General features: G+C 43.8%; 20 protein-coding genes. 10 read left to right on the top strand and 10 right to left on the bottom strand.

The window, feature by feature from the left end:
* Window positions 1–22 precede the first annotated feature (22 nt).
* The 3 genes from ITG09_19855 to ITG09_19845 form a co-directional block, all read right to left on the bottom strand.
* The gene (locus ITG09_19855) at window positions 23–427 is read right to left on the bottom strand and encodes a DUF296 domain-containing protein (protein UPR55179.1); all 405 of its coding nucleotides are present in this window, start codon (window positions 425–427) and stop codon (window positions 23–25) included.
* Window positions 428–529: 102 nt separating this feature from the next.
* Entirely contained in the window at window positions 530–1726 is a 1197-nt protein-coding gene (locus tag ITG09_19850; protein ID UPR55178.1) for a DEAD/DEAH box helicase, read from the bottom strand.
* A gap of 197 nt (window positions 1727–1923) precedes the next feature.
* Window positions 1924–3555, bottom strand: a complete 1632-nt coding sequence (locus ITG09_19845) for an NAD(P)/FAD-dependent oxidoreductase (GenBank protein UPR55177.1) — start codon at window positions 3553–3555, stop codon at window positions 1924–1926.
* Window positions 3556–3809: 254 nt separating this feature from the next.
* On the opposite strand from ITG09_19845, the gene ITG09_19840 reads away from it, so the two are divergent.
* A complete protein-coding gene (locus ITG09_19840; GenBank protein ID UPR55176.1) occupies window positions 3810–4133 on the top strand; it encodes a ferredoxin family protein in 324 nt (107 codons plus the stop codon).
* 272 nt (window positions 4134–4405) lie between these two features.
* On the opposite strand, the gene ITG09_19835 is transcribed toward ITG09_19840, so the two are convergent.
* From ITG09_19835 to ITG09_19825, 3 genes are all read right to left on the bottom strand, one after another.
* Window positions 4406–5140 carry an RNA methyltransferase gene (locus ITG09_19835; GenBank protein ID UPR55175.1) on the bottom strand — a complete coding sequence of 245 codons (735 nt, stop codon included), beginning with the start codon at window positions 5138–5140 and terminating at the stop codon, window positions 4406–4408.
* Window positions 5141–5351: 211 nt separating this feature from the next.
* Complete coding sequence (locus tag ITG09_19830; protein UPR55174.1) at window positions 5352–6404, bottom strand: aldo/keto reductase; 1053 nt, start codon at window positions 6402–6404, stop codon at window positions 5352–5354.
* 372 nt (window positions 6405–6776) lie between these two features.
* Window positions 6777–6923: a hypothetical protein gene (locus tag ITG09_19825; protein UPR55173.1), complete on the bottom strand. Its 147-nt coding sequence runs from the start codon at window positions 6921–6923 to the stop codon at window positions 6777–6779.
* Between the two features lie 349 nt (window positions 6924–7272).
* Between ITG09_19825 and pepT the strand changes: the two genes are divergently transcribed.
* The 3 genes from pepT to ITG09_19810 all read left to right on the top strand — a co-directional run bounded on the left by pepT (window position 7273) and on the right by ITG09_19810 (window position 10029).
* Complete coding sequence (gene pepT, locus ITG09_19820) at window positions 7273–8505, top strand: peptidase T (protein ID UPR55172.1); 1233 nt, start codon at window positions 7273–7275, stop codon at window positions 8503–8505.
* 76 nt (window positions 8506–8581) lie between these two features.
* Window positions 8582–9049: a DM13 domain-containing protein gene (locus ITG09_19815; protein ID UPR55171.1), complete on the top strand. Its 468-nt coding sequence runs from the start codon at window positions 8582–8584 to the stop codon at window positions 9047–9049.
* A 137-nt stretch (window positions 9050–9186) separates the two neighbouring features.
* Entirely contained in the window at window positions 9187–10029 is an 843-nt protein-coding gene (locus ITG09_19810) for a mechanosensitive ion channel family protein (GenBank protein UPR55170.1), read from the top strand.
* 134 nt (window positions 10030–10163) lie between these two features.
* Here ITG09_19810 and ITG09_19805 read toward each other — a convergent pair whose 3' ends face one another.
* Entirely contained in the window at window positions 10164–10607 is a 444-nt protein-coding gene (locus ITG09_19805; protein UPR55169.1) for a cytidine/deoxycytidylate deaminase family protein, read from the bottom strand.
* A 259-nt stretch (window positions 10608–10866) separates the two neighbouring features.
* Here ITG09_19805 and ITG09_19800 point away from each other — a divergent pair, with 259 nt between their 5' ends.
* The 3 genes from ITG09_19800 to ITG09_19790 all read left to right on the top strand — a co-directional run bounded on the left by ITG09_19800 (window position 10867) and on the right by ITG09_19790 (window position 16189).
* On the top strand, window positions 10867–12003 hold the full coding sequence (locus ITG09_19800) for an efflux RND transporter periplasmic adaptor subunit (GenBank protein UPR55168.1): 1137 nt from the start codon (window positions 10867–10869) through the stop codon (window positions 12001–12003).
* A gap of 11 nt (window positions 12004–12014) precedes the next feature.
* Window positions 12015–15167: an efflux RND transporter permease subunit gene (locus ITG09_19795; GenBank protein UPR55167.1), complete on the top strand. Its 3153-nt coding sequence runs from the start codon at window positions 12015–12017 to the stop codon at window positions 15165–15167.
* A gap of 335 nt (window positions 15168–15502) precedes the next feature.
* Entirely contained in the window at window positions 15503–16189 is a 687-nt protein-coding gene (locus ITG09_19790; GenBank protein ID UPR55166.1) for a MaoC family dehydratase, read from the top strand.
* Window positions 16190–16316: 127 nt separating this feature from the next.
* Here ITG09_19790 and ITG09_19785 read toward each other — a convergent pair whose 3' ends face one another.
* A complete protein-coding gene (locus tag ITG09_19785) occupies window positions 16317–17132 on the bottom strand; it encodes a phosphate ABC transporter substrate-binding protein (GenBank protein UPR55165.1) in 816 nt (271 codons plus the stop codon).
* Between the two features lie 252 nt (window positions 17133–17384).
* Here ITG09_19785 and ITG09_19780 point away from each other — a divergent pair, with 252 nt between their 5' ends.
* Window positions 17385–17747, top strand: coding sequence for a DUF3024 domain-containing protein (locus ITG09_19780; GenBank protein ID UPR55164.1), 363 nt, complete (start codon window positions 17385–17387; stop codon window positions 17745–17747).
* Between the two features lie 217 nt (window positions 17748–17964).
* Here ITG09_19780 and ITG09_19775 read toward each other — a convergent pair whose 3' ends face one another.
* The gene (locus ITG09_19775) at window positions 17965–18795 is read right to left on the bottom strand and encodes a helix-turn-helix transcriptional regulator (GenBank protein UPR55163.1); all 831 of its coding nucleotides are present in this window, start codon (window positions 18793–18795) and stop codon (window positions 17965–17967) included.
* A 119-nt stretch (window positions 18796–18914) separates the two neighbouring features.
* Window positions 18915–20921 (bottom strand): exoribonuclease II, encoded by a 2007-nt coding sequence (rnb, locus tag ITG09_19770; protein ID UPR55162.1) that lies wholly within the window; start codon window positions 20919–20921, stop codon window positions 18915–18917.
* A 308-nt stretch (window positions 20922–21229) separates the two neighbouring features.
* On the opposite strand from rnb, the gene ITG09_19765 reads away from it, so the two are divergent.
* Complete coding sequence (locus ITG09_19765) at window positions 21230–23311, top strand: DEAD/DEAH box helicase (protein ID UPR55161.1); 2082 nt, start codon at window positions 21230–21232, stop codon at window positions 23309–23311.
* 738 nt (window positions 23312–24049) lie between these two features.
* Window positions 24050–25243: an acetate/propionate family kinase gene (locus ITG09_19760; GenBank protein UPR55160.1), complete on the top strand. Its 1194-nt coding sequence runs from the start codon at window positions 24050–24052 to the stop codon at window positions 25241–25243.
* The last annotated feature ends 270 nt before the right edge of the window (window positions 25244–25513 follow it).

The following is a 25513-nucleotide window of genomic DNA, read 5'->3' as shown; positions in this document are numbered from 1 at the left end:
CTTAGTGTTGTTACGGGGCAATCTATTGCGTGTTCTCGCTGATAGTGAGCTCAGTGTAACCCGTCGAATCGTCATGCTCTCTGTTGAAGGTCAAGGTATCGTAGCGATGAACTATCAATTCAGCCGTGGTCGCGATAATCGTCCCTTCAAGCAAGTGCCCACCAATTACATCGCCATTTTCATCAGCAACGGATATATGAACATGCTGGTGGTTTGGGGTTAGTGTTGCTATTAGTGACACAATTTCGAACGGAGCTGTAATTAGCTTGGTGTTGTTCGCATTAGCCAAACGGATATTGAGTTGAGAAACACACCCGACACACGACGCGACAGAGCCCGCTGAGATATTGTGCGCTGTCACAAGCTTTTGGAGTTCAAGCTTTAGATCTTGGCCTCGGGTCAATCTCGTTGCGATAGGAGTGATCATCTTATTGCCTCAGTTTTATTTGTATTTCAAAGAACAAAACGAAGTCACATAGGGCTTCGTTTGATTTTCATTTTGGCTAATATTTTCTGTAGCTGAAATTACTTAGTCTTGTTGCTGTTCTCTTTTCTTCTTAGGAACGAAGTTCAATACTGAAATTGGTACTTCTTTGCGTGGTTCGAAACCTTCAACAACGCGACGTTCAATCAAGTGGCCAAGACGTTTTTCAATGATGCACAGGTTCTTGAAGTTATCTTTCGATAGGAAAGAGATCGCTTCACCAGAAGCATCAGCACGGCCTGTACGACCAATACGGTGAACATAGTCGTCTGCTGGGAATGGGATGTCGTAGTTCACTACGCGGCTTAGGTTATCGATATCGATACCACGAGCAGCAACACCTGTCGCAACGAGATATTTTAGACGACCTTTTTTGAAGTCAGCCAGAATCTTTTCACGAATCGCTTGGCTACGTCCACTGTGGAAAGCTTCAGCTTGGATGCCACGCTTTTCCAGTTGAGCAACCAACTTAGCCGCGCCGTGCTTAGTCTCGATAAAGATAAGCGCTTGGTCCCACTCGCCGTCTGTGATCATGTGGCTTAACAGTGCAGATTTACGGTCTTTATCGACTGTAACTAGCCATTGTTCAATGTTCGCTTTAGATGCGTCAGTCTTGGCGATAGAAATCTCTTCCGCTTCACTGATTGCACTTTTTGCTAGCGCACGCACTGGCGTTGATAGCGTTGCTGAGAACAACAAGTTTTGAATATTTTGTGGCAAACGCGCGATGATTTTGTTGATGTCTTCAATGAAACCCATGTCTAGCATGCGGTCGGCTTCATCAAGAACCAGTACTTCGACTTCATCAAAGTGAACGGCACGTTGCCCGTACATATCGATCAAACGACCTGGTGTTGCCACAAGAATATCAACGCCTTCAATAAGACGATCTTTCTGGTGTTGGTAAGACACGCCACCGTACATCGCTAATGATGTAAGGTTTAGGAACTTCGCGTACTTAGTAATGTTTTGTTCTACCTGAATCGCAAGCTCACGAGTTGGTGTCAGAATAACAGCACGGATACGTTTTTTACGTTGTGTTTCACCTTTACTTAGCATTTCTAAGATAGGGAGAACAAAGCTCGCAGTTTTACCTGTACCTGTTTGTGCAGCAGCAATAAGGTTCTTACCAGAAAGCACAATCGGAATTGCTTTTTCTTGAATAGAGGTTGGCTTTTCATAGCCTTGTTTTGCAACGGCTTTAACAATAGGTGAGCTTAATCCAAGCTTGGAAAATGGCATAAGTTTCTCGGTATGATTTGGCTAAATAGCGATGGAAAGGTTCAACAATCTTATATGAGGATAAGATTAATGGCTGCATTCTACCATGTTGCTTGTTTACCGCTAGTCACATGCACATAAAAAAAATCCAGTGTCGACAAGACACTGGATTTTCAGTTTTGGGTGTTCGCTATTTAGCTCGGGTTTATCGAAAGCGCTTAAGCGATCTCAATCTTCTCTGCTTGGTTTTGCTCTGCCATTGATAGTGCTAGCGCTTCTGCAGCCTTAATACCATCGATACCAGCAGAAAGGATACCGCCTGCGTAGCCTGCACCTTCACCAGCAGGAAAGAAGCCCTTAAGGTTGATGCTTTGGAAGTCTTTACCACGCTTGATGCATACAGGAGAAGACGTACGAGTCTCAACGCCAGTTAATAGACCGTCTGGCGTAGAGAAGCCTTTAATTTTCTTCTCGAACGCTGGGATTGCTTCACGAATCGCTTCGATAGCAAAATCAGGTAGCGCTTTTGAAATGTCAGTTAGGTGGATACCCGGTGTGAATGATGGTTTTACTTCACCGATTTCACTTGGATCGCGACCTTTTAGGAAGTCACCGATTTTCTGTGCAGGGGCATCGTAGTTCTCGCCACCTAGAACATAAGCGGCACTTTCTAACTCACGTTGTAAACGGATACCTGCTAGTGCATCACCTGGGTAATCACGCTCTGGGTCGATACCTACAACGATTGCGCTGTTTGCGTTGCGCTCTGCACGAGAGTATTGGCTCATGCCGTTGGTTACAACGCGGCCTTCTTCAGACGTCGCTGCAACCACAGTACCACCCGGGCACATACAGAAGCTGTATACAGTGCGACCATTTTTACAGTGGTGAACCAGTTTGTAGTCCGCGGCACCTAGGATAGGGTTGCCTGCGTTCTTACCGAAACGAGCTTCATCGATCATCGCTTGCTTGTGTTCGATACGGAAACCAACAGAGAAAGGCTTAGCTTCCATGTAAACGCCACGTTCGTGCAGCATTTCAAACGTATCACGAGCACTGTGGCCAACAGCCAGTACTACGTGACGAGATTTAATCTCTTCACCGTTAGAAAGCGTCAAGCCAGTGATTTGACCGTCTTCCATATGAACGTCATCAACGCGAGTGCTGAAACGGATTTCGCCACCTAGCTCAATGATAGAAGCGCGCATCTTTTCGATCATGGTAACCAGTTTAAAGGTACCGATGTGTGGCTTACTCACGTATAGAATTTCTTCTGGTGCGCCAGCAGCTACGAATTCTTCGATTACTTTACGGCCGTAGTGCTTTGGATCTTTAACTTGGCTGTATAGCTTACCGTCAGAGAAAGTACCTGCGCCACCTTCACCAAACTGTACGTTTGATTCAGTGTTCAGCGTACGCTTACGCCAGAAACCAAAGGTATCTTTCGTACGTTCACGGACTTCTTTACCACGCTCAACGATGATTGGGTTGAAGCCCATTTGAGCAAGCACTAAGCCAGCGAACAAACCACAAGGGCCAAAACCGATAACGACAGGGCGTTCAGTTTGGTTCTCAACGGCTTTCGCAACGAATTTGTACTCCATGTCGGGAGTCACTTTTACGTGTGGGTCGCTAATGAATTGCTCTAACAACTCAGCTTCGTTTTCAACGAGAACGTCAAGCGTGTAGATAAGTAAGATTTTTGATTTCTTACGAGCATCGTAGCCACGTTTAAAGATATTAAAAGAAAGTACCTGATCAGAATTAATGCCAAGCTTCGCTTCAATAGCGTCTTGAATGGCTGATTCTTCGTGGTCTAGGGGGAGTTTAATTTCGGTTAAACGTATCATTTTGATGTCTCGTTTTTATAGGTGTCTTAGCTAGACCGCTTCTAAACGCAGAGTTTGATGAAAACGCTGATGTTGAAAGAAGCGATAAGCTCACAATGGCGCGCATTTTACGAGAAATTGATTTATCTGTCATACTAATTTGGAAACATGGAGCAAATAGACACGATATTAGAGCCGTATGATGTTGAATTTTGCCTTGGGATGAGTATTATCCTCCATTCTTCAATTTTGACTAACTTATAGAGCAGAGCATCATGGCATTTGTCGTAGGCGATAATTGTATTCAATGTAAATACACAGACTGTGTGGCGGTATGCCCCGCAGATGCGTTCCATGAAGGCCCGAATTTCATGGTAATCAACCCAATCGAATGCATTGATTGTGGTTTATGTGTACCTGAATGCGACGCTCAAGCGATCTTCCAAGAAGATGAACTGCCAGAAGATCAAAAGATCTTTATTGAAGTGAATGCCGAGCTTGCTGAGATCTGGCCGGTACAAACGGAAGTAAAAGCACCGATGGATGAAGCTGAAAAGTGGAATGGTGTCGCTGATAAGTTGGCAATGCTAGAAAAGTAATTCTGCTACTTGAAACAAACCTTCCGAAAAAAAGATCCCCAACTCAGTCGTCCCTCCTTCTTGAGGATGACGGCTGATGATTCAGTTAATTATTGACCTACTTGCCAACATTATATTTCAAAATCTACTTGATGTTTTGTGCGGTGAGAGCTGGTGGTTGGTTTTGTCTCTACTTCTAAGTTACGTCATTCCCTGCTGCGAGGGACGAGCAAGATAGGGAATCTTGCTCTTTTTATCCGCTAATTCTAGCTAGCCGCTGATTCTTGAATCGATTAGCTATACTGACGACGCATGTTGTCGAGAATAATACCTGTCGCCATTGCTACATTCAGAGACTCTGCGCCACCGAATGCTGGAATCGTAATCTTATCCGTCACGTATTTAGCGGCGTGTTCACGAATGCCGTGAGACTCACTGCCCATTAGCAAAATGCCGTTGGCAGTAAATTCCGTCTTATGAACACTTTCGCCCTCTAAGAACGCGCCGTAAACAGGCAGGTTCGCTTGCTCTAAGTATTCAGGTAAGTCGGTTTGGCTTACGTGTACTCGGCCAAAGCTGCCCATAGTTGCGCTGATCGTTTTCGGGTTATATGGGTCTGCACAATCGCTGCTCGCAACGATATGCTGAATGCCATACCAGTCTGCTACGCGAATAATAGTACCTAGGTTGCCCGGATCAGACACGCCATCCAGCGCAATCATCAATCCAGTTGCTTTTGGTAATTCAAACGTTGGGATCTCAACAACAGCAATCGCTGCGTTGTTACTTACCAAAGTGCTTGCCTTGGTTAGGTCATCTAGTGAGGCTTCAACACAATCAAACTCAATCAATGACGCGTGATTTTCAGACAGGAAATCAGCGGTAGCAAAGACGTTCTTCACGACTAAGTCACTATTGAACAGCTCAAGAACGTTCTTTTCACCTTGAACTAGAAACAGGCCGTGGGCTTTACGTTGTTTCTTTTGGCCCAAAGCGCGAAGGAGTTTTAATTGGTTTTTTGAAATCATGTTTTTATCCTAGATATAAGCCCGCGCATTATAGAGCAAAGGTTGGAGAACCAAAAGCGTGATGACTCAATGCGATCCACATAAAAAGCAAAAGCGACCCACTTAAAAAAGAAAAGCGCACTAAATAGCGCACTCTTATGAGATTTACTTACCTAAGTCTCGCTGAACCGAGAAGGTTAGGCGAACTGTGAAGGCTAGGTGAACTTACAGCTTAATACGGAACAGGGTAGCGCTTAAACACTGTGTTGATATCAGTGAGTATCTGTTCTGATAGAGGCTTGCTGAAAGCTGCTACGTTTTCTTTCAGTTGTTCCATGGTCGTTGCACCAATAATTGTGGAGGTGACACCATCAACTTGATTACACCATGCCAATGCAAGCTGGCTTGGTGTAAACCCGTGAGTGTTTGCGACTTCAACATAGCCTTTAACCGCTTCATTGGCAGATTCAGTATCACGGAAGATGCCTTTACGTTGCATGTAAGTCCAACGGCTGCCTTCCGGTCTTGCGCCATCGATGTACTTTCCACTCAACATGCCTGCAGCTAAAGGTGACCATGGCAGATAAGCGACATCTTCATGCACACAGTTCTCAATTAGATATGGCCAATCTTTTGCGTGCAGCAAGCTAAATTCATTTTGAATCGAAACCATACGCGGTAAATCGTGTTTCTCGCTCAGCTTGAGGTATGTGTTAATGCCCCAAGTGGAATCATCTGAAAGCCCGACATGGCGAATTTTACCCGCCTTAATACAGCTAGCTAATGCTTGTAGGATTTCTAACATCTCAGCTTCATGCTGATTTCGGTCAATATCACTGAATCGAATGTGATTCGGGAAGTGCTTACCAAAGTGAGGCGTTGTGCGATTTGGCCAATGAAGTTGGTAAAGGTCGATATAGTCTGTTTGTAGGCGTTTTAATGATGCATCAACGGCTGCGATCACGGCTTCACCGGTTATCGGACCACCATCTCGAACCCAAGGAAGCCCTGGCCCGGCAATTTTGCTTGCGATGATCAACTCTTGGCGACGCTGTGGGTTACGCGATAACCAGTTACCAATTATCGCTTCTGTTTTGCCATAGGTATCTGGAGAAGGTGGAACCGCGTACATCTCTGCAGTATCGATAAAGTTAATACCTTGGCTTAATGCGTACTCAATCTGTTGGTCGGCTTGTTGTTGCGTATTTTGTAGCCCCCAAGTCATGCTACCAAGGCAGATACGGGAAACGGGAATTTGACTACTTCCTAGTTTTGAATATTCCATTGAATTCGGGGTTCCTGTGGTTAGGTTCTCTGGTACTCGCATTAGAGTTTTTGAAAAGAGGGCGAGTGAGGAATGAAAACGAATATGAATTATTAGCACAAAATGACACGACAAGGTATGGCATCGGGGAGTTTAGTGAGTCATTTCTCAGCGCTGCAAGCTAGCGTGTGCAATGCGTGAAAATACATTCGTAAGAAATTGTGAGCCAAACGGTGATCGAGAAGTGAAGAACAAGAAGTAATGAGCGAAGGTTTAATTAGCCGCTTTTGTTGGGTGCGGGGTATGAAAATACATCAAGAATAAAAAAAGCTCTACAGGATAGAGCGTAGAGCTTTTTTATAGGGGTCTTAATAGTGCTAGGTATTCATTGAGTTACGAGGTCGCGTTTGTGTCTAACCCACCCTGGGTCTGCGCCTGTCTTAGAGCTTCCTGCCTTTGAACTTCTTTCTCAGTTAATACTGGTTGAAGCGTTTCCTCAGAGGCTTGAGGAGAGAAAATGAAATATTTATTAATCGTCATAACTGTGTCTCCGTGTAACGTATGACAGATTCTGCATCAAGGATAAATTGTGATCATCATCCACTTTGTACTTTTGTTAGGCTGAGAGCGGAGGGCGTAGAATACGTACAAAGTGATCTCTTATCATCCGTATGCAATGTTGAACTGACGAAACCCTCTGTTTTCAAGTATAGGAAGCGCATCTAATTTCGCACAATAATGATTTAGAGCAATTACATACATGGTCAAGGGCGTAAGATAAAAAACCTCGCGACTGACTCTGCGTACGTATTTACTTAACAATGCCTCGCTGATCTACATGAATAATAAAGTCAGTAAATCAATTACTTAATCCATGGTGGAATGAATTATGGAAAAGCTTGTAGAACGTTTTCTGAATTACGTTACTTTTGATACCAAATCCGATCCTTCTAATCAGCAATGCCCAAGTTCACCGGGTCAAATTACGTTTGCTGAAGCCTTAAAGTTAGAATTGGTGGAATTAGACTTAGTTGATGTGTCTTTAGATGACAATGGATATTTGATGGCGAAACTGCCGTCGAATGTCGATTATCCAGTGCCTGCGATTGGCTTTGTAGCGCATATGGATACCGCTCCTGACGCATCAGGTTCCAACGTGAAACCACAAGTGATTAAAGATTACCAAGGTGGAACGATTGAATTAGGTGAAAGTGGCGAGAGTTTGAATCCAAACCAATACCCAGATCTTGACTCTTTGCATGGCCACGACCTTATTACGACTGACGGTACGACTCTGCTTGGTGCCGACAATAAAGCGGGCATCGCTGAAATCATCAGCGCGATTGCTTACCTAAAAGCGAATCCAGACATCAAACACGGCGACATTTGCATTGGTTTTACGCCAGATGAAGAGATCGGTCGTGGTGCAAACCTGTTTGACGTTGAGAAGTTTGGCGCCGAGTGGGCGTACACCATCGATGGTGGACCGGTAGGGGAGTTGGAATTTGAGAACTTTAATGCCACGAGCGCTGACGTTATTTGTCATGGCGTGAACGTTCACCCCGGTACCGCAAAAGGTAAAATGGTGAACTCAATGAACATTGCAGCGCAATTCCAATTGATGATGCCAGCGCAAGAAACACCAGAGTGCACAGAAGGGTATGAAGGTTTTTACCACCTGAAATCAGCTGAAATGGGTGTGGCTCGCTCTGAACTGGGATACATCATCCGTGATTTTGAACGTGAGGGTGTAGAAGCGCGTAAGGCATTCATGCAACAGAAAGTGGATGAGCTGAATGAGCGTCTCGAGAAAGGCCGTGTTGAGTTGGTGCTAACCGATAGCTACTTCAATATGAAAGAGATGGTTGAACCGCATCAACATATTATTGAATTAGCGAAGCAAGCGATGATTGATTGCGATGTTGAGCCAATGATCAAGCCTATCCGAGGTGGTACAGACGGTGCTCGTTTATCTTTCATGGGACTACCATGTCCGAATATCTTTACTGGTGGCTACAATTTCCACGGTATTCATGAGTTCATTACCATTCAAGGCATGGAGCACGCGGTAAAAGTGATTGTCGAATTGTCTCAACGTACAGCGACGCATTACCAAAAATAGAACATCAGAGCGTTATATCTCTTTGTATTTTTGAGAGTATTCAATAATACTCTCTTTAAGCATAAGGGAGTACGCGATGAAAAAGTTAGTTTTACTTTGCACCCACTTAGCCGTGGGTGCTTTTGGTTTTGGACTGGGTGTTTACGCATTACCTATCTTGATTGAGCCTGATTCTCCTTCCTCAAGTTCTGTTGAAGCGATCAGTGAGCAGGCTATCTACACGGGTGAGTTCACTAAAGATCGACAAGACAGTGACTTCTTGCACTGGGGAGAAGGCATCGTCTCAGTATCTGAAAGTGCGATCGCTTTTGAAGGTGAATTGGCGCCGGGGCCTGATTACAAGGTCTACCTCTCACCTAATTTCATTGAAACCGAGCAAGCTTTCAATGACAGCAAGAACGAGTTATTGAGAGTCGGAGATGTGAAAACATTCGACCGTTTTATGGTTTCGCTTCCCGAAGGTACTGATCTTAATCGATTTAATACGGTTGTGATTTGGTGTGAAACTTTTGGTCAATTTATTACTTCTGCCAAGATAAAATGATAGCCTTACCAATAGCTGATTTAGGCACGTAAGAAAGCGCTTAATAATTGAGCGCTTTTTCATAGCGAAGTTTCCGCTAATCGTGAAAAATGCTAATCGTTGTAAAGCTCGTCGTTATAAAGCTAAAGGAATAAGTAATGGAAAAGTTGTGGCAAGTAATTGATTTTCTACTCGCTCATAAGTTTATTTTTAGTGCGTTGATTATCACTATTATTTTAATCATTCGCCGAATCACCTTATCTCAAATAAGAGGTGATGTTGCTTTCCTTAGTGAAGACCAACGTAACTGGATGTCACGAACCAAAAATGGCACATTCGCGATTATTGTTGTGACGTTATTTGTGCTGTGGAAATCCGAAATCAGCGAATTTGCGCTGTCGGTAACAGCCATTGCTGTTGCTATAGTCGTCGCATCTAAAGAGATCATTTTGTGTTTCACTGGTTCTATTCAACGTGCGAGTTCTCGCTCATTTAGAATCGGCGACTGGATCGAAGTGGGTAAAATCAGCGGCGAGGTGATTGAGCACAATTTGATGGCGACTGTGATTCAAGAAATCGATTTGTATCATGGGCAATATCACTTCACTGGCAAGACAGCTACGCTACCCAATAGCATGTTTTTTACGTATCCGGTAAAGAACCTCAACTTCATGAAGCGCTATGTTTATCATAACTTTTTTGTGACAGTGAAAGACTTTGTAAACCTATACCCTATGGTGCCGGGTCTTATTGTGAAAATTGAAGAGCATTGCGAAGAGTTTATCGATGTTGCCCGCCGTTACAACGGTGTGATTGAAAAGCACGCTGGCGTTGACCTTCCGGGTTCTGAGCCTCACATCCATATCACAAGCAGTTCGACAGGTGAGCAAGAAGTGCACTTTATGATCTTCTGTCCGACCGAAAAAGCGATTCATTTAGAGCAAGATATTCGTAAAGACTTTATGGAAGCGTATGCGGAAGCATTCCCAACGAGCGCTTAGTTTGCTCATCACTCCATAGCGACCGAGCTATAGTGTCTAAACTAAAGCGTCTAAGCTATAAGTCCAAACAAAAGAAAGCCGAGAGCGATAATATCGACTCTCGGCTTTTTTGTATCCGAAATTCAGCTTAGATGTTAGTCCAATTCAGCGAGTGGTAACCAATCCACTTTTACACCAGCTTGCTCAAACATATCTTGGCTGACTTTAATCTTGTCGCCCCAGCGAGAAAGGAAGTCTTCACTTTGCTCTGGGCAATGTACCGCTGAAATACCTGTTTGGATGATTTTTGCCGCACAGTTTGGACAAGGGAAGTGCGTCACCCAGATTTCACAACTGTCCAAATCACGCTTAGCGAATAAAATTGCATTTTCTTCAGCGTGAAGCGTCTTGAGGTACTTCATCTCTCTGTCATCAGTATCCGCACTATCAGACACACCATGTGGGTAACCATTAAAACCAACTGAAACAATACGGTTATGCTTAGTGATTACGGCGCCAACTTGAGTTGAAGGATCTTTACTCCAAGAGCCGACCAATTCCGCCATTTGATAGAAACGTTTTGCCCATTTTGAAATCATTCGAATTACCTTAACGAAGAAGTATGAGTGTTTAGCTTTGAAGTTACATTATGTTAGACAATATACGCGGAGAGTGGAAGTAGGAAATGGTTATTTGATCACAAATTGTTATTGGTTTGTAATTGATTGATATGTATCTAATTTCAATTTACATGTTGAAACACTTTTGCGAGTTATAATTGATATTCCTCGGACATTTGAAGCAATTGTGTTACGTAACTTTTATGCTGTTCAATTTCTCATAAGTGACGGTATAACCATGCGTAAAAAGTTAATCCTTACGGCTCTTGCAAGCTCTTTTATTCTTGCTGGGTGTGGGCAAGACGCCCAAAATACCAACCAAGCGCCTTTACCTCTCGTAGCTGTACAGGATGTTAATGTTATTTCTCACCAGCAAAGCAAATCGTATATCGGCCGTATTGAAGCCGTTGAAGACACGGCGATCACTGCGCAGGTTTCAGGTTATTTACAAAGCCGTCATTTCCAAGAAGGTCAAATGGTCGAAAAGGGTCAATTGCTTTACTTGATCGAACCTTCTTCATTTGAAGCTGAAGTTGCGAGCGCAAAAGCGTCTGTTGCTCAAGCGAATGCAAACCTCAAAAAAGCCGAGCTTGATTTCAACCGTGGTAAGAACCTACTTCCAAAAGGCAGTATTTCTCAATCGGAATTTGACGCGTTGACAGCTTCATTACTCGGTTCTCAAGCACAACTTGAAGCAAGCCATGCTCAGTTAAACGCCGCGAATGTTCAGCTTTCTCATACTAAAATTGTTGCGCCTTTCTCTGGAAGAATCAGTGACACTAAAGTAAGTAAGGGTGATCTAGTATCACCGTCTTCAGGTGTATTGACTACATTGGTTAGCTTAGACCCAATCCATGCCTCATTCAGTATTAGTGAGCGCGAACGCATTGAGTTAGGTATGGACCGCATTGAAGGTGATGGCAGCAGTGATTCTGCTCGCGTTGAAGTAGAGATCGTGTTGGAAAATGGTGAAGCATTCGAGCACTTAGGCCAACTGGACTTTTTAGGCAACCGTATTAACCTCAATACTGGTACGATCGCGATGCGTGCGATTGCCGATAACCCCAACCAACAATTACTTCCTGGTCAACATGTTCGTGTTGATCTGCGTGATAAACAATCTATTGATGTTGTGACTATTCCCCGCCGTGCGGTGCAAACCGATCTTGAAGGTGATTTTGTGATGGTATTGGTTGAAGGCGAAGCCGAACCCGTTGCTGAGCGCAGAAACATCGAGATGGGGCGTCAGGTTGAAGGTGGTGTGATTGTTCATTCTGGTCTAGATAAGAACGACGTGGTCATCACTCAAGGCTTGCAGCGTGTACGTAATGGTATGTCTGTTCGTATTCAACCTTCTGCTGAACAAGCTGAGTAAGGGGGCTATTCATGTTAAGTCGTTTCTTTATTCAAAGGCCTAAGTTTGCCCTTGTAATATCAATAATATTAACCCTAGCGGGTGCGATTTCTCTCGCTATCTTGCCAGTGGCTGAGTATCCAAAAATTAGCCCACCGTCGGTCAGTGTGTCGGCATTCTACACGGGCGCAAGTGCTGAAGTGGTGGAACAGGCAATAGCCGACCCCATAGAAACGTCGGTTAACGGCGTAGAGGATATGATCTACATGTCTTCTAAAAGTGCTAACGATGGTTCGTATAACCTTAATGTAACCTTTGACGTTGGTACCGATGCCGATATGGCTCAAGTCAACGTTCAGAACCGAGTTGCACAAATCGAATCGAAACTCCCTCAAGAAGTAAGAATGGTGGGGGTGACGGTTAAGAAACGTTCACCTGACCTTTTGATGGTATTGAACTTCTACTCGCCAAACGGTGAGTATAACGACCAGTTCTTGATTAACTACGTTAACTTAAACATCAAAGACCAATTGGCTCGTGTGAAGGGTATTAGTGAAGTTAACGTATTGGGTGGTGGTGAATACGCGATGCGTGTTTGGTTAGATCCTGAGAAAATGGCTAACCTCAATATAACCACCTCTGACGTGAATCGCGCGTTGGCGGAACAGAACGTTCAAGTCGCTGCTGGTCGTATTGGCGCTGCACCTTATAACAACGCGCAAGAAGTGCAGTTCAACTTGGTAACAAAAGGTCGATTAGAAACGGCTGATGAGTTTGAAAAGGTTGTTCTGCGTGCAAATCAAGATGGTTCAACGGTTTATTTAAAAGATGTTGCTCGCGTTGAGCTTGGTAAAAAGTTCTACGACGGTAATGGTAAATACCGTGGTCAAGATGCTTCAATCGTAACGCTGTCACTTCAGTCAGACGCTAATGCGCTGGAAAGTGGTAAAGCAGTAATGGCAATGCTCGATAACCTGAGTAAAAACTTCCCTGAAGGCGTTGCTTATGAAGCGAGTTATGACACTACACTCTTTGTTGCTGAATCGATCAAAGGGGTAGTTAAGACGCTAATCGAAGCTATCTTGTTGGTAATTGCGGTGACTTACCTATTTTTGGGTAGTGCTCGTGCAACGTTGATCCCTGTGGTTGCAATTCCGGTATCTCTGATTGGTACGTTTGCCATCATGCAGATGACAGGCTTTACCATTAACACGGTAACCTTGTTTGGTTTGATATTAGCGATTGGTATCGTGGTAGATGATGCGATCTTAGTTATCGAGAACGTTGATACCACGATGGCCAAAGATCCGACGATCTCTCCGCGACAAGCAACACTTATTGCAATGAAGGAAGTAACAGGCCCAATTGTTACTTCAACCTTGGTTCTGTTAGCGGTATTCATTCCAGTAGCTATGCTGCCTGGTATCACTGGTATCATGTATCGTCAGTTCGCTTTGACTATCTGTATTGCCGTTGTTATCTCGTCTATTAACGCTCTAACGCTGTCACCAGCATTATGTTCATTAGTTCTTAAACAGGGCGGTGGTAATACAGCACGATGGTACCAAGCGTTTAACCGTGGTCTTGAATCCGTAACCAATAAATATGGTCAAATTGCAGGCTTCCTTGTGAAAAAGGGTGTTTTACTGTTTACCTTCTTTGTTGTGGCGCTGGCGGCGGTAACTTACTTCGCGAAAACAACGTCTACGGCGTTCGTACCTCAAGAAGATAAAGGTATCTTGCTAGTTAACGTACAGCTTCCTGATGCGGCATCACTGTCTCGTACAGAAGATGTGACTGAGCAGTTGCTAGAGATGGTTGAACAAGAGCCGGGTGTTGATGGTGTGACACTAGTTAACGGCTATGCATTTATGACGGGCGCTTCTGCTTCGAATGGTGCGTCGATGTTCATCAAGCTTCACGACTGGGATATGCGTAACGCTCTGGATGGTCAACATTCAGCGCAAGCTATCTCACAACGTATTAATGGTCGAGCAGCTACTGAACTGCCTCAAGCTGTTGTATTTGCAATGGGACCTCCAGCAGTACCGGGTATGGGTGCAGCATCTGGTTTTGAGTTCGTTCTCGAAGATACATTAGGTCGTAGCCGCACTGACCTTGCGATGGTTATGAATGACGTGATTGCTGAGGCCGCTAAACAGCCTGAGATCTCACACACATTCAGTACCTTCCGTGCCAATGTACCGCACTACTATGTCGATATTGACCGTGAGAAAGCGCAACAACTTGGTATTCCGTTGTCGGAAATTTTCCAAACACTACAAGGTAACCTTGGTTCGCTATACGTGAACGATTTCACCATGTTTGGTAAGAACTTCCGAGTAACCATGCAAGCTGACAGTGAACACCGTAGTAGCATGGATGATCTACAACGATTCCACGTACGTTCGTCTAATGGCGAGATGATCCCACTCAGTACACTTGTGACTTACGACCAGATCTTCGAACCCGATGTAGCATGGCGTTACAACATGTACCGCAGTGCCGTGATTCAAGGACAACCAGCGCCGGGTTACTCGAGTGGTGATGCCATTGCAGCGATGGAACGTGTCGCGGCTGACGTATTGCCTCAGGGCTACCAGTACGAATGGACTGGTATGGCTTACCAAGAGGTACTAGCAGGTAACCAAGCAATCTTTGCGTTCGCATTGGCACTGATCTTCATTTACTTGTTCATGGTGGCTCAATACGAGAGTTGGACCATACCGATTGCTATTATCTTAGTGGTACCGGTTGCAACTTTAGGTTCCTTCTTGGCGTTGAACCTAACAGGCACACCGTTGAACCTTTATGCTCAAATTGGTTTGGTTCTCTTGATAGCCTTGGCCGCGAAGAACGCAATCTTGATTGTGGAATTCGCGAAAGTTGAGCGTGAAGAGAAAAATACATCAATCGAAGATGCAGCTGTAAAAGGGGGGACGTTGCGTTTCCGTGCTGTGAACATGACGTCTTGGTCATTTATATTGGGTATCTTCCCGCTTATCTTCGCTGCGGGAGCTGGTCACGTGAGTCAGAACTCGTTGGGTATTTCCCTAATCGGCGGTCTGTTATGTGTGTTATTGGCTGGTACGTTCCTAATTCCTGGCTTCTATGCATTCATACAACGTAAGCGAGAGAAGGCACACGGTGGTAATACTAAGTTGATTCCGCTTGATGACGAATAGGGAACTCAGAGTCTTGTATGATTAGTCCTTTATAAGAGACTAATCCTTGGTAATTAATTCCTTATAAAAAATGAGGCTTAGCATCGCGCTAAGCCTTTTTTTATTCCACTTGTGAATAAAAACACTATTTATATAATAAAATGTTTATTATGTGGTAGAGCTAACACTCTAGATTGGGTTTTGTAATAAAATGATGTTTTATTGGTAAGTTGCTGTTTATTATAAAAATAGTAAGGTTCAGCTAACGGTTGTATGCTCGAAAGCATTTGCACAATAGTGTGAAGTGTTTCAAAATTACGAAGTTATATTGAAATTTTTTGTGCATTGAGGTTCTTATGAAAGTCATTGATTTATTTAAACACCGAGGCGACAGCGTTTCTTCGCAACACTCAGAGTTTATGCAATGGATGTCTCCAGCTCTTAGAGATTACTGGGACGACTTTCTTAATCGTACGCAAAATAGCCATTTCTTTGCGTGGGTTCGTGATCACCACAAACCTGCAGTAAACGAAGATGGACCAGAGATTCCAGTGGAACAACCGCTCGTATTAAAGCCAGAAGCACAGCTTGTGTTTGATGAGCTTAATCAGCAGATCGGTGAAGTAATCCATACTGGCGACTGGATCAACGTAAGTCAAGACCGTATTAACCAGTTCGGCCTTGTGACTGAAGATATGCAGTGGATCCACACTGAGCCTTCTAAGGCAGAAACAGACTCTCCGTTCAAAACAACCATCGCACATGGTTTTTTAACTTTGTCTCTGCTTCCTCGTCTTACTGACAGTGTTGACCCTGACAAGTCTCAATTCCCAACAGCGAAGATGGTTGTAAACATTGGTCTTAACCAAGTTCGTTTCCCATACCCTGTAAAATCAGGCAGCAACGTTCGCGCTAAGAGCACGTTGACAAAAGTAACGCCGATTAAAAAGGGTCTAGAGATTGAACGCGAAATCCGCGTAGAAATCGAAGGCATTCGTCGTCCTGGCGCTATTATTGTTTCGGTGATTCAACTTCACTTCTAAGTGGTTTGTAAAGAAGCGATTTATAAAGATTCAAAAAAAGAGAGAGCTTAATGCTCTCTCTTTTTGTTTGTGTCCTATCAAATCGACATCACCAGCATAGCTAATAAGATCGATAAAGGTACGCCACCTACTTAATGCGTGTGTAGCCGTACTCTTCGATAAGATCTTGCCCTTGCTTTGACTTCACGAACTTGATGAAGTCTTTGCTTTCGTCAGAAACTGAGTCTGTCTTGTGCAGCAACAAGAATGGGCGAGCCAACTCATAGCTGTGGTTGGCAATGTTTTTAGATGTTGGTTCTATGCCTTCAAATGTAATCGCCTTAATTGAACGGTCGATCGAACCAACAGAGATAAAACCAATTGCATGCGGGTTATGGTTAACAATCGTTTTAACCATGCTGTTACTGTTTACAACCAAGTTATTTGGGTTGATATCAGATACTAGACGGTCATTAATTATTTTCGTTAAACCAAGCAGGCTTTCGAAACTATAGCGTGAACCAGAAGACGCTTCACGAGTGACTACTGCGATAGGCTGATCTGCGCCACCCACAGCTTTCCAGTTCGTGATCTTACCTTTGTAGATGTCGAACAGCTGCTCTCGTGTAACGTTGCTTACAGCGTTCGAGCGGTTAGTTACGACAGCTAGGCCGTCAAAGGCAATTGGAAATACCTTCAACTTCTCGTCTTGTTCACGGTCGGTTAGATAACGCGAGCTCATACCGATGTCAGAGACACCTTTATTAACCATGGTAATACCTGCTGTAGAACCAATCCCCTGAACCGCAATATAGTTATCAGGGTGAGTCTTGTTGTACTCCTCAGCTAATACATCCATCACTCGTGATACCGAAGTGGAGCCCGAAATAGTGGTTTCTTGTGCCAAAGCAGCATGAGAAGACAGGGCTAAGGATAAAAGAGAGGCAAGCGCGACTCGTAACATAAACAACTCCTAGTTAATAACATTTGTCGCATATGATAGGTCGGTTATATGACACTTTTGTGAAATTCTATATGCTCGATGTATAGCTACCGGATTCGTTTTTGAAAGTAAGATAACTTAGGAGATTAGGATTCGTTTCTGGGAGCAGAGCGGGTATTTTGTTTTTGCTGGTTCGCTAAAATGTTCGTTGAGTCCTAAGCTAAGTAGAGGAATTCACTACTTAGAAGTTTCTATGAAGTTACAAGGGGTGTTATGTCCGTTATTCATATAGAACTGAATCGTCTGTTAATTGGAGCTGAAAGGCTCTGTACTTCTCGAAATAGCAATTTACCGGTAGAGCTAGGCAAATCTCTATATGAAGAGTGTGAGGGCGGTGTACTGTTTTCTCAGGCGCATTATCTGCTTGACTCATCTCATAGTGATTATACAAACGAGATAGTCTGCGTGACCTTTGATGAATCGTTATCTTGTTGGTTGGTAATGGTGCCACTCGAAGATGATGTCGAAACTGACTCCGTCAATTGGGGACCTTATCCGTACCTGCCTAAATCGAAGGATCTTGAAGCTATTTTAGCTGAAATTGAAAAAGACCCGAAATCGTACTTCTGGTCATAGTTACTTTGTTTTCACGATTGCTGGTGATCGGCTCGCAGAGCAAATAGCTTAGTGTCTAAGCTTAACAAACTAATCTCATAGCCAAATAACGCAGTCTCAAAACTCAATCACTGAATCCCTAAGCCAAATGATCTCATCTCACATCCAAGTGGCTTAATATTGAAGCCACTTGGTTTACACCAGTTCACCGCGAATACGTTCATATCAATTTATGTGTTTAAACTTGCTGCTTTATGCTTTGCAGTTGTGCTTGTGCCACTAACGATCGGAAGTCTTTTGGTGTTTTGCCATGATACGTTTTAAAGGCAGTGCTGAAGTGAGCGGCACTTTTAAAACCGGACTCATACGCGATTTGAGTGATCGACTTATCCGATGTTCTTAGCTGAGTGGCCGCATGAGCAATACGTTTGATCTTTAATAGGTTTGAGAACGACAGATCTTCAGCCGATAAGCGACGTTTCAGCGTAGCCGGTGACATCCCCATGTAACTGGCGAGGGTATCCAAAGAGATATTGTTTTCAATGTTTTGTTCGATGTAGTGAATGACTCTTTGGGTCACGGTCAACCTTGAAGCTCGAGCAATAATAGCCAGTAGAGCAGGGTACTGTTCCACCATCAAAGACAGCAAACTTAAGCCTAATTGAGTGAGTGCGTAGTCATTCTGGTTCGATGAATGAGCAAGTGACATGATGAGATCTTTCAACTGGCAGATCTCGGTATCTGTTTGATTGAACTTAATGTACTTATCTGGGATTCGAGTGGATTCTAAATCGCTGAACTGGTTAATGAACTTTTGGAAAATATCCAAATCAAAATCTAAGCAGGTTGCGCTGAATTCACCATTTTCAGTGTTAACGCTGATGTCTTTAATCTGACCAGAATTATAAAGGGTGAAATCTCCGGCTTGCAACGAGGCTTGAGTCCCATTGGGTAACACAAAAGAAATACTGCCTTTCGATACCATAAAGATACCGTTTTTAGAGGCAGGATAACGTTCTCGTTTCCTGGGAATAAAGTTTCTAAATTGAGTAACTGTTATCGATGACATAGTGCGCTTCTTTGACGTTGTAAACGAGTTGCTTATTGGTTTTAGTATTGTTTAAGCATGAGACATTTACAAAAAAGGCGCTAATAATTAGCGCCTTTAGAAGTGAATCCTACCAGAAATCAGGCTTCGGTTTCATTTGTCGTTTCAGGCTCGCTAGGCAAGTCCGCAAATACTTGTGTAGGCTTTGCTACCAAGTTACGGTTTTCCTGATTAACTTCTGAGAGAACTACTTCTAAAACGTCTCCCAGTTTGTATACCATTTCTTTATCGATAGATACAGTACCCATATCACCGTTGCACTCTATTCTTTCTTTATTATTAAGAATGAGAGAGCCAGGGATAAATGCAGCCGCACCATTTTCAAGTAGACGTACACGCATACCAGCACGGTTAATGTCGAAGATCTCTGCTTGGAAACGAATTTCTTCAACTGGAGCGTTTGCTAGAGTACGAGCATACAACCAATCGCCAACGTTACGTTCAGCCATACCGTGATGACGGCGGTGTAGAGCAAGTTCATCACCAATGGTTTCGTCTGGTGTTTGAATTGGCGCTTTACCTAAGATGTGTGCTTTAAGCATACGGTGGTTAATCATGTCGCCGTATTTACGAATTGGAGAAGTCCAAGTTGCGTAAATATCTAAACCCATAGCATAGTGAGGTGCAGGCTCATTGCTGATCTCGCTATACGCTTGGAATTTACGAATACGGTTGTCGTAGTAGCTGTTGTCTAAAGAACCCAACCAACGGCGTAGCGTTGCGAATCCTTCAAGAGAAACGATTTGCTCTTCAGTGAATGGCGTTTCCGCTTGCGGGTTCACCAGTTCAAGAACGTCAGCAACTTTCTCAGCCTTGAAACCAGAGTGGCAGTTAAACACACCTTGGTTGAAGTTTTCTTTTAGTACTCGGCCCGCACAGATGTTCGCGCTGATCATAGATTCTTCAACCAGCTTGTTTGCACTGCGACGCATGTCAGCGTGGATAGCGACAACATCGTTATCTTCGCTAAGTTCAAAGCGGTAGTCAGGGCGGTCTGGGAACACAACCGCATTCGCTGAACGCCACGCTGAACGCGCTTGAGCAAATTGGTGAAGATCAGAAACAATCGCAGCGATTTCTTCTGACGGTTGCCACTTCTCTGATGCACCTGTTTCTAACCAGTCTGATACGTTATCGTAAGCAAGGCGAGCGTGAGATTTGATGTTTGCAGCGAAGAAGTTAATGTCATCACCGAGAACGCCATCTTTAGATACCGTTACTGTGCAGCAAAGTGCAGGGCGAACTTCGTTCTCGATCAGTGAACATAAGTTGTCAGCCAGATCACGAGGTAACATTGGAATGTTACGGCCAGGCAGGTAAATAGTGAAACCACGCTCACGAGCCACTTTATCCATTGCATCATCTGGAGAGATGTAAGCTGTTGGATCAGCAATTGCAATAGTTAGCTCAAAGTCACCGTTCTCTTTCTTTTTCGCGTAAAGCGCATCATCCATGTCTTTTGTGCTTTCGCCATCGATAGTCACAAAAGGGACGTGCGTCATGTCTACACGTTCAAGATCGGCGTCATCGTTAATCTTCCAATCATCGATACCTTCTGGCTCGCTGTTTGGTAGGTCGTTTTGTGCCAGTGTTACCCACCAAGGTGCAATCTTGTCGTCAGCGTCTGTGATTTTCTCAGAGATCTGAGCTAAGAAGCCATTGTCACCTTTTAATGGGTGTTGAACGATATGAGCAACAACCCAGTCACCTTCTTTAAGCGTTTCAGGGTTTAGGCCCTTCTTTGCTTTCGCTTTAAGTTGTAGCTTTTTCAGTTGCGGGTGATCAGGAACGACGTTCAAACGACCTTTAAATAACTTCACTCGAGCAATAAAACGAGTAAGGCCTTGTTCAATCAATTCCTCAGGCTCTGCTACTTCGCGTTCTTTCTCTGTGCGAATGATGGCAATAACTTTGTCACCGTGTACACATTTCTTCATGTATGGAGGTGGGATAAAGAAACTGGTCTTGTTATCGACTTCGAGAAAACCAAAGCCTTTTTCAGTGGCTTTGATTGTACCTTCCTTTTTAGGGAGGGTTTCTTGGATTTGCTGTTTGAGTTGAGCGAGTAGAGGATTATCTTGAAACATTTGACTTTTATCTATCGAGGACAATTGAGCACACTATAATCATTGCGAGGCTTGATTACTACTGAAAGGCGAAGTGAGCGCAAATTAATTGCCCTCTTATTTAACTACGTCAATTTGTTCGAAGTTTGGTGCTATGACGAGATATTCATCAAGTTTTGACGATATGATAGCCAGTATTGATGTAAAACCGAAAAATATGTGATGTATTTCAATTTTTTCTGGCTTTTTTTATGCATTTAGGGAATAATCCGCCTCCCTTAGACGTCCCTAATGGCTTGAAGTGTTTTATTACTGCTTCGTAACTCTGAATGGAATCAGTATCTGATTGGATCAGTATTGGAATTGATAGAGCTCCCGGGACCTTTTGTTTACTTATATATAGTGGGATCCCAATGTCCGAATCTGTAATTCAATTTAATGAATTAGCCCTAAACGATAACATTCTTTCAGCTCTTGATAGCATGGGTTTCGTTTCTCCGACTCCAATCCAAGCAGCAGCTATTCCTCTTCTTCTTGAAGGCCGTGACGCACTAGGTAAAGCACAGACTGGTACTGGTAAAACAGCAGCATTCTCTCTGCCTTTACTTAACAAAATCAACCTGAACCAACATAAACCACAAGCAATCATCATGGCTCCTACTCGTGAGCTAGCGATTCAAGTTGCTGCGGAAATCAAAAACTTAGGTCGTGACATCAACGGTCTTAAAGTTATTGAAATTTACGGTGGTGCTTCAATTGTTGACCAAATGCGTGCTCTAAGCCGCGGTGCTCACATTGTTGTTGGTACTCCAGGTCGTGTTAAAGATTTACTAACTCGTGACCGTCTACACCTAGATGAAGCACACACATTTGTTCTTGATGAAGCAGATGAAATGCTAAAAATGGGTTTCGTAGATGACGTTACTTGGATCCTAGAGCAAGCTCCAGAAACTGCACAGCGTGTACTTTTCTCTGCAACTATGCCTCCAATGGTTAAGACTATTGTTGACCGTTACCTACGTAACCCGGCTAGAGTTGACGTTGCTGGTACTAACCACACAGTTGATAAAGTAGCGCAGAATTACTGGGTTGTTAAAGGCGTAGAGAAAGACGAAGCAATGTCTCGTCTACTTGAAACTGAAGAAACTGACGCGTCAATCGTATTCGTACGTACTCGTCAAGATACTGAGCGTCTAGCTGACTGGCTATCTGCACGTGGCTTCAAAGCTGCTGCACTGCACGGTGATATTCCTCAGTCTCTACGTGAGCGCACTGTTGATCACATCAAACAAGGTGTAATCGACATCCTAGTTGCAACTGACGTTGTAGCTCGTGGTCTTGATGTTCCACGTATTACTCACGTATTCAACTACGACATCCCATTCGATGTTGAATCTTACATCCACCGTATTGGTCGTACTGGCCGTGCTGGACGTAAAGGTAAAGCGATCCTACTAGTTCGCACTAACCAAATTCGTATGCTTCGCACTATCGAGCGTGTAACTAAGTCTCAAATGGAAGAAATCCAACTTCCACAACGTGACGAAGTTGCTGCTGCACGTGTTGCTAAGCTTGGCGCTGAGCTTGAAACTGAGAAAGAGAGCAAAGCTCTAGAAAACTTCGCAGGTTTAATCTCTACTCTACAAGAATCTCTAGAAGTTGATGCTGCTACTCTAGCTGCAATGCTTCTTAAGCGTCAGCAAGGTAAGAGCCCTCTATTCTACGTTGGCGAAGACCCAATGATCGCTGCTATTGAGCGTGATAAGAACCGTCGCAAAGAGCGTCGTGAAGATCGTGACAATGGCCGTGATGGCGGTGGTCGTAACTTCAATACTCAAGATTGGGATACGTACCAACTACAAGTTGGCCGTGAGCAAGGCGTTCAGGTTAAAGACATCGTTGGCGCACTAGCAAACGAACTTGGCCTAACTAAAGGTTCTATCGGTGCTATCAAGCTAGACCAAGGTTCTACTTACGTTCAACTGCCAAAAGCAATGAACTCTGAAACTGCTGGTAAGCTAAGCAAACTTCGTATTCGTCAAAAAGAAGCTGGCGCTGTAGTTGTTGATTTCAACGACTTCCGTGAGCCTCGTCGTGGCGGCGGCGGTCGTGATGGCAACCGTGGCGGCGGTCGTGGCGGTCGTGATGGTGGCGGCTACCGTGGTAACCGTGAAGGCGGTAATCGCGAAGGTGGTAACCGTGAAGGTGGCAATGGCGGTCGTGGTGGCTACCGTGGCAACCGTGATGGCGCACGTGATGGTAACTCAGCTGGTGGTCGTGATGGCGAGCGTCGCTTCGATCGTAACCGTGGTGGCGATCACCGTGGTAACCACCGTGGCGAACGTGGCCATGGCAACGCAGCAGGCAATGGCGGCAACCGCGGTCGTCGTCCAGAGCGCAACGAAGGTTAATCAGCCTTTAGTTTAAGCTGAAGCTTACAAGCCTAGTGCTTATAAACGAACAGCTTAAACACTGAATTTAAAAGCCGAGCATAATGCTCGGTTTTTTTGTGCCTGCTATTTGAACTTAATCTTTGTTGGGGTCTATATAGAGTCAGCTTACCTCTCTAAGCTTCACCCCAATAACTAATCTTAGCTCCTAAACTTCGCTGTATCGCGTTCTAAGCTTATACTGAAAAAACGTGCTACAAGATACTAAAGCAAAGATCGAAGACAATCTAAGCGACGTTACAGTGCATCTAATCGCAAAGTTGTGCTCGAAGGTAACCAAAAGAAGATCAGGTATCGTCGTTCACTATTCCAACCACTGTGATCTTTTTGATGCAAACACTGAGCAATTGATAAATCGAGTAAGAAAGTTACCGGTAATGATCAGGAGAAAAAAGGGATGGGTGGCTGTTTTCTAGGCGGATTGTCTACATTTGTTCAAGTTACTCTAACTAACTGAACCAAGTTAAAAATAACGTGAGCACACGTTTGCGTCACCTGTTCATTAATTTTCTTATTCAACTATTTTTTAATTCCACTCTCGAAATAAATAATTTGATGACTAAGATCAACTTAATTGTGTTCATTTGGTGATTTTTTCAAAACAAAAGTTGAAAGATTCAAAAATTATTGAATAATGGGCTTAACTAAAATTGAAGTAAACACTTCATCCAATTCGTACTGAAACAGGATCCATATCCAATGTCTAATTCGTTTGTTCTGGTTATTAACTCGGGTAGTTCATCCCTTAAATTTGCTGTAATCGATTCTGTTTCTGGTGAAGCAGTATTAAGTGGCCTAGGGGAGTGTTTTGGTCTTGAAGATGCTCGTATGAGCTGGAAATACCAAGGCGAGAAAACTGAAATTGCCATTCAAGGTGAAGATAACCACCACAAAATTGCCATTGGCAAATTGGTTGGCCTGATGGAAGATTTAGGATTCACTGCTGATATCGTGGCTATCGGTCACCGTATCGTTCACGGTGGTGAGAAGTTCACTCAAACTGTTCGTATTACTGAAGAAGTAACAAGTGAGATTGAAAGCCTATCTGACCTAGCTCCACTTCATAACCCAGCAGGTGCTATCGGTATCCGTGCTGCAATTGAAGCTTTCCCTTCTCTACCTCAGTTCGCTGTATTTGATACTGCTTTCCACCAAACAATGCCTCAACGTGCATTCACTGGTGCAATCGCAAAAGAGCTATACACAGACTTCGGCGTACGTCGTTACGGTTTCCACGGTACTAGCCACTACTTCGTTAGCCGTGAAGCTGCGAAAATGGTTAACAAGCCAATCGAGAAATCGAGCTTCATCTCAGTTCACTTAGGTAACGGCGCATCTGTATGTGCTATCAAAGACGGTAACAGTGTTGATACTTCTATGGGCTTCACACCGCTTTCTGGCTTAATGATGGGCACACGTTGTGGTGACCTAGACCCAGGTATCATCGAATACCTACTTAAGAAAGGTTGGTCACAAGAGCAAGTATTTAACTCACTAAACAAGGAGTCTGGCTTCCTTGGCGTGTCTGGTCTTACGAGCGATGCTCGTGGCATCTTAGAAGCAATGGAAGAGGGCCATGAAGGCGCTAAGCTTGCTTTTGAGGTGTTTACTTACCGCGTAGCGAAATACGTTGCCTCTTACCTTGCAACGCTAGACTCTTTAGACGGCATCATCTTTACTGGTGGTATCGGTGAGAACTCTCTACCAATTCGTCGTGAAATTCTAAACAACCTTAAGATTCTAGGTTTCGTTGAAGATGTAGCAGGTAACGAATCTGCTCGCTTTGGTGCTGAAGGCATCATCGCTAAGTCTGAAATGTTAGACGCGGTAGCAATGGTTATCCCAACCAATGAAGAATTTGTGATTGCTAAGCAGTCGGTAGAACTTCTGTAATCTAGTTATTGCTTAAGCAAAAAACATGAATAATTCAAAAGCGAGCCCAGGTGGCTCGTTTTTTTGTACATTGAAATATTTTAGTTGCTAATGATACTAGCACCCAACTAATCGAAGTGTGTGATAGTCACCTTTTGAGCTGCGGGTTATCTGATCGCAAAGTAATGAGTGGCTTTGGCTCACCACTGAATGGTTTCATCAATGTTATCGAGGGCAACAAATAAAAATGATAATAGATAAGAAATTGTTTTACAGCGTCGACTGTCAATA

It is taken from the genome of Vibrio cyclitrophicus (genome assembly GCA_023206055.1).
GTDB lineage: Bacteria > Pseudomonadota > Gammaproteobacteria > Enterobacterales > Vibrionaceae > Vibrio > Vibrio cyclitrophicus_A.
The sequence above is the reverse complement of the archived record's forward strand: the minus strand, read 5'-3'. Positions and strand labels throughout refer to the sequence as shown.

What these genes read in the sequence shown, in the direction of transcription:
- ITG09_19775 (UPR55163.1), bottom strand. Translation starts at nt 18,795, where the DNA reads ATGTCATCGATAACAGTTACTCAATTTAGAAACTTTATTCCCAGGAAA.
- ITG09_19810 (UPR55170.1), top strand. Translation starts at nt 9,187, where the DNA reads ATGGAAAAGTTGTGGCAAGTAATTGATTTTCTACTCGCTCATAAGTTT.
- pepT (UPR55172.1), top strand. Translation starts at nt 7,273, where the DNA reads ATGGAAAAGCTTGTAGAACGTTTTCTGAATTACGTTACTTTTGATACC.
- ITG09_19825 (UPR55173.1), bottom strand. Translation starts at nt 6,923, where the DNA reads ATGACGATTAATAAATATTTCATTTTCTCTCCTCAAGCCTCTGAGGAA.
- ITG09_19845 (UPR55177.1), bottom strand. Translation starts at nt 3,555, where the DNA reads ATGATACGTTTAACCGAAATTAAACTCCCCCTAGACCACGAAGAATCA.
- ITG09_19765 (UPR55161.1), top strand. Translation starts at nt 21,230, where the DNA reads ATGGAATCAGTATCTGATTGGATCAGTATTGGAATTGATAGAGCTCCC.
- ITG09_19835 (UPR55175.1), bottom strand. Translation starts at nt 5,140, where the DNA reads ATGATTTCAAAAAACCAATTAAAACTCCTTCGCGCTTTGGGCCAAAAG.
- ITG09_19800 (UPR55168.1), top strand. Translation starts at nt 10,867, where the DNA reads ATGCGTAAAAAGTTAATCCTTACGGCTCTTGCAAGCTCTTTTATTCTT.
- ITG09_19795 (UPR55167.1), top strand. Translation starts at nt 12,015, where the DNA reads ATGTTAAGTCGTTTCTTTATTCAAAGGCCTAAGTTTGCCCTTGTAATA.
- ITG09_19785 (UPR55165.1), bottom strand. Translation starts at nt 17,132, where the DNA reads ATGTTACGAGTCGCGCTTGCCTCTCTTTTATCCTTAGCCCTGTCTTCT.
- ITG09_19805 (UPR55169.1), bottom strand. Translation starts at nt 10,607, where the DNA reads ATGATTTCAAAATGGGCAAAACGTTTCTATCAAATGGCGGAATTGGTC.
- ITG09_19840 (UPR55176.1), top strand. Translation starts at nt 3,810, where the DNA reads ATGGCATTTGTCGTAGGCGATAATTGTATTCAATGTAAATACACAGAC.
- ITG09_19850 (UPR55178.1), bottom strand. Translation starts at nt 1,726, where the DNA reads ATGCCATTTTCCAAGCTTGGATTAAGCTCACCTATTGTTAAAGCCGTT.
- ITG09_19830 (UPR55174.1), bottom strand. Translation starts at nt 6,404, where the DNA reads ATGGAATATTCAAAACTAGGAAGTAGTCAAATTCCCGTTTCCCGTATC.
- ITG09_19855 (UPR55179.1), bottom strand. Translation starts at nt 427, where the DNA reads ATGATCACTCCTATCGCAACGAGATTGACCCGAGGCCAAGATCTAAAG.
- ITG09_19790 (UPR55166.1), top strand. Translation starts at nt 15,503, where the DNA reads ATGAAAGTCATTGATTTATTTAAACACCGAGGCGACAGCGTTTCTTCG.
- ITG09_19815 (UPR55171.1), top strand. Translation starts at nt 8,582, where the DNA reads ATGAAAAAGTTAGTTTTACTTTGCACCCACTTAGCCGTGGGTGCTTTT.
- rnb (UPR55162.1), bottom strand. Translation starts at nt 20,921, where the DNA reads ATGTTTCAAGATAATCCTCTACTCGCTCAACTCAAACAGCAAATCCAA.
- ITG09_19780 (UPR55164.1), top strand. Translation starts at nt 17,385, where the DNA reads ATGTCCGTTATTCATATAGAACTGAATCGTCTGTTAATTGGAGCTGAA.
- ITG09_19760 (UPR55160.1), top strand. Translation starts at nt 24,050, where the DNA reads ATGTCTAATTCGTTTGTTCTGGTTATTAACTCGGGTAGTTCATCCCTT.